Genomic DNA, 3643 nt, shown 5'->3' with positions numbered 1-3643 from the left:
CTAATGTCCGCAGGGATTTATGTGACTATTTTGAAGATAGATTTTTAACCAATGACACACTTTAGTGAACACTCCCGCTGGGCTAAATTCCAACGACCAATTAAGATCGCAAAACTAATATCTAAGAATTAAGAACCTTGTTCCCGCTCTGACTTAAAAGCCCTCAGATACCAATCGAATTCATCCAAGAACCTCTCGGCTCTGCGGAAATAGGCTTGATCCAGGGGATTCCCCTCATCGTCAAAACTTTTTCCAACCCGACTTATAGGCAGCATGGTCGGAATGCTGATCATGCCTAGTTCACCGGTTATAGCCCGTAGGTGCGGCCCTACCCGAACCCCGCCGAAAGGTCCGGCCGAATAAGTAACCAGCGCACTGGGTTTAAAATGGTATTCCGATTGATAATGATCTACGAGGTTCTTGAGTGCAGGCGGAATACTGTGGTTGTACTCTCCGGACACGAGAACGAATCCGTCCGACTCTTCCAACTGCTCGTGAACACTTTGGAAAATATCCGGAGCCTGCCCCTTATCGTACTCTTTATACATAAGGTCGAGCATCGGAAAATCAACATGGCGTGCATCGATCAAATGCACCTGATGTCCGCGCTGCCGAATTTGCTCCGTAATGAAGAGTGCGGCTTTAACTCCTTGTCGATTTTGTCTGGTTGAACCGTAGAGAACGGAGATGATCATAGCCGAGATTTTTCTCGGAAGGTAGTCAATTCGACCAGCCTAAAAAAGGGCGCGGGCCGATCACTATGCTGAAGGGCCCGTGTCCTGGCTCGCACGCTGGAATACTAATTTCGGTTTGTGCTTTGGCCTCCTGGCCGTTTCCAACTTTGCGAATCCGCCTAACTAAAACGATGTGGTTCTGAATGATTACCATAACGAAGGTAAGTGCGATATTGCGACTAAGTAATGATAAAAATCAGCCCGTGAAAAACATTCAGCAGGTTCTCGAAGAGCTCGACGAAATCATCGATAACAGCACCCGGCAGCAGTGCGCCCACGGCTTTTTCGCTACCCTGTATCGGCAGGTTACGGCCGACGTGGCCGAGGGTATAGAAAAGGGGATCTTCGAAGACAACGAACGAATGGAGCGCCTCGATGTGCTGTTTGCCCAACGCTATTTGGATGCTTTTTCGGCCTACTCGGCCGGAAGCGGGACTACGCGGTCATGGGCTGTATCGTTCAGGGCCAATGAACGCCGCCGATCCATTATTCTCCAGTACCTCCTGCTGGGGATCAACGCCCACATCAATCTGGATTTGGGTATTGCCGCAAGCGAGACCATGGGGGGTGGTGATCTACAAGACCTTCACGGCGACTTCAAAAAGATCAACGAGCTGCTCGCCGCTCGGGTCGATGAGAGTCAAGACAAGATATCGCGCCGCAGCTGGCTTTTTGGTAGAATCGATAAATGGTTCAAGAACAGTGACGAAATGCTGGCCAACTTCAGTATCGGGCTCGCCAGAGATGGAGCCTGGGCATTTGCACGTGAATATCATGCCGCTGCGGACCGCGAAGCCCTGCTGTTGGAAAGGGATGAGAAGATCGCTCGCTTAGGCGAAAGGATCGAAGTGCCGGGAAGGCGGCTGCGCTGGTTTTTGGAGCTTGTGCGGTGGATCGAAAACCAGCGCATGCCGTGGAACGACTAAATTAGTTCTGAAAGACCCATCTTTTGTGATCAGACGTTATTGATTAGACTTTCCCTCCGTTCTAATTTGGCTTCAAAAAAGAATGGATTACTTGACCTACAACGAAAAAATGGACGCTTTTAAGCATTTAGCTCGGATGAAAGCGACCGGGACTCCAAGGGAAGCGGCAAATCGGTTAGATCTCAGCGAGCGGACCGTCAAAAGAATGGCTTATAAACTACGACAACGAGGAATTCCGATCTTCTTTGACAGAGGAATGCAAACCTATATCTTGCCCGAATACTCTTAATCCTGTACCTTTCAGAAAACAGGAACATGACTACTATAATCGACCGATCGATCATCCGGCGAAACGCACTCGAAGTGCGCGACGGACTCAGCCCTGAAGCAAGGGAAATTGGATCGTTTAGCATTTCAGAACACATCCTCAATCAGCCCAAGGTCGAACGCTCGAACTACGTTTTCATGTACCTGTCATTTCGCTCGGAAGTCGACACCTGGATGCTCGCTCAAGAGCTTCTCGATAAGGGTATTCGCTTGTGCATACCCATGATCAGCGGACCGGGCGAAATGGAAGCCCGAAGGATCACTGACCTCAGGAGTGATGTAGAGCTTGGCCCCATGGGCATTTCATCTCCTTTAGCTAGCACGGAACGCGTAGATCCAAGGCTCATTGACCTCGTCTTAGCTCCCGGATTACTTTTCGACCACAAAGGTATTCGCATTGGTTACGGCGGTGGCTATTACGACCGTTTTCTCAAGAATGTCCGGGATCAAATAGAAATTTGGGGATTGTGCTACGACGAACAGGTAACGAATAAAAGCATCGAGAAAAACCCCTGGGAAAGAGCCGTTACCGCATTGGTTACCCCGTCCGGATTCATAAGGATCAGCGCGTGAAAAGGATCGCCCTTTCTGTTGCACTTTCAACTTGGATTTTGATATGGTTGTGGGGAATCGGACAATTTCAATGGACTCCCGGAACCAGGGCCATTGCCTTCTTTCTTTACTTCAGTGTTTCTGTCTTCATCCTCGACAGAGGCTATCGCTGGATACGACCATCCACCGATTGGTCCGTACGCTCCGGATTGTCGATGATCATGCTTTTGAGCTTTGTAGGGATCAGCGCTGGACATTACATGCTCAGCCGTTGGCTTGAAATAGAGCTTCAGCTTATACCGAGCATAGAAAGGTATCCATTGAAACAGGAAATGCCGGTTATTTGGTCTGCAGTGGTTGGTGTGCTTCACGCTCTGATCATCGGAATCATGGGCATGACCGTACTAATTTGGAGAAAACCCGAGTGATCAAACAATATGCTTACTGATCTTGGAGAGAAGTTCGGCCGGATTAAAAGGCTTGGACACGTATTCATCCATACCGACCGTGAATATTTCGTTCTGCTCGTCTAGCATGGCGGAAGCCGTAAGCGCAATGATCGGTGTCTTTTGTGTTTCTTCTCCTCTAATGACCCTCGTGGCTTCGATCCCCGAAAGTTCTGGCATTCGCAAATCCATCAAAATTAGATCGGGATGTTCAACCCTCCACTTCTCCACGGCCTGAGCTCCGTTTTCGGCAAAACTAAGTTCCGCACTCCATTTTTTGAGGATCTTGTCGGCGATGACCACGTTCACCGGATTGTCCTCCGCCAACAAAATTCGCTTACCCAGCAAAGGCTGCTGTATGTCAGATTGGCGCGGCGTGTGAGCCTTGAAAGTGCGGCCAACCTTGAACGGAAGCTCTATTCGAAAAGTGGAGCCTTTTCCCTCAGCGCTCTGAAGTGAAATTTGCCCGCCCATGAGGTCGACAAGCTGTTTGGTGATGGCTAGCCCAAGGCCAGTACCACCGTATTTCCCTTTAGTTTCACCACCTGTTAATTTTGATGATTAGAAGTTAACAACCGAAAGGGGCACTTTATCGCTTTTCCCGGGTTCTTAGACCCATACGCAGATTTAATCCCCTGCCGGTGAACAAGCTTCGAAT

Annotated in this window: 5 protein-coding genes; 3 read left to right on the top strand and 2 right to left on the bottom strand. The window is 49.2% G+C overall.

Annotation, left to right across the window (positions count from 1 at the left end; all coding sequences use genetic code 11):
• Positions 1–128: 128 nt before the first annotated feature.
• On the bottom strand, positions 129–695 hold the full coding sequence (locus J4F31_12235) for an NAD(P)H-dependent oxidoreductase (GenBank protein MCE2497320.1): 567 nt from the start codon (positions 693–695) through the stop codon (positions 129–131).
• Positions 696–937: 242 nt separating this feature from the next.
• On the opposite strand from J4F31_12235, the gene J4F31_12230 reads away from it, so the two are divergent.
• From J4F31_12230 to J4F31_12220, 3 genes are all read left to right on the top strand, one after another.
• Positions 938–1660: a hypothetical protein gene (locus J4F31_12230; protein ID MCE2497319.1), complete on the top strand. Its 723-nt coding sequence runs from the start codon at positions 938–940 to the stop codon at positions 1658–1660.
• A 315-nt stretch (positions 1661–1975) separates the two neighbouring features.
• Positions 1976–2560 carry a 5-formyltetrahydrofolate cyclo-ligase gene (locus J4F31_12225; protein MCE2497318.1) on the top strand — a complete coding sequence of 195 codons (585 nt, stop codon included), beginning with the start codon at positions 1976–1978 and terminating at the stop codon, positions 2558–2560.
• Complete coding sequence (locus J4F31_12220; GenBank protein MCE2497317.1) at positions 2557–2967, top strand: hypothetical protein; 411 nt, start codon at positions 2557–2559, stop codon at positions 2965–2967. The genes J4F31_12225 and J4F31_12220 overlap by 4 nt, the downstream gene beginning before the upstream one ends.
• On the opposite strand, the gene J4F31_12215 is transcribed toward J4F31_12220, so the two are convergent.
• On the bottom strand, positions 2968–3459 hold the full coding sequence (locus J4F31_12215) for a response regulator (protein MCE2497316.1): 492 nt from the start codon (positions 3457–3459) through the stop codon (positions 2968–2970).
• Positions 3460–3643 lie beyond the last annotated feature (184 nt).

The organism is Flavobacteriales bacterium (genome assembly GCA_021296215.1).
In the GTDB taxonomy this organism is placed as follows: domain Bacteria; phylum Bacteroidota; class Bacteroidia; order Flavobacteriales; family ECT2AJA-044; genus ECT2AJA-044.
This window is presented reverse-complemented; position numbering and strand designations above follow the sequence as displayed.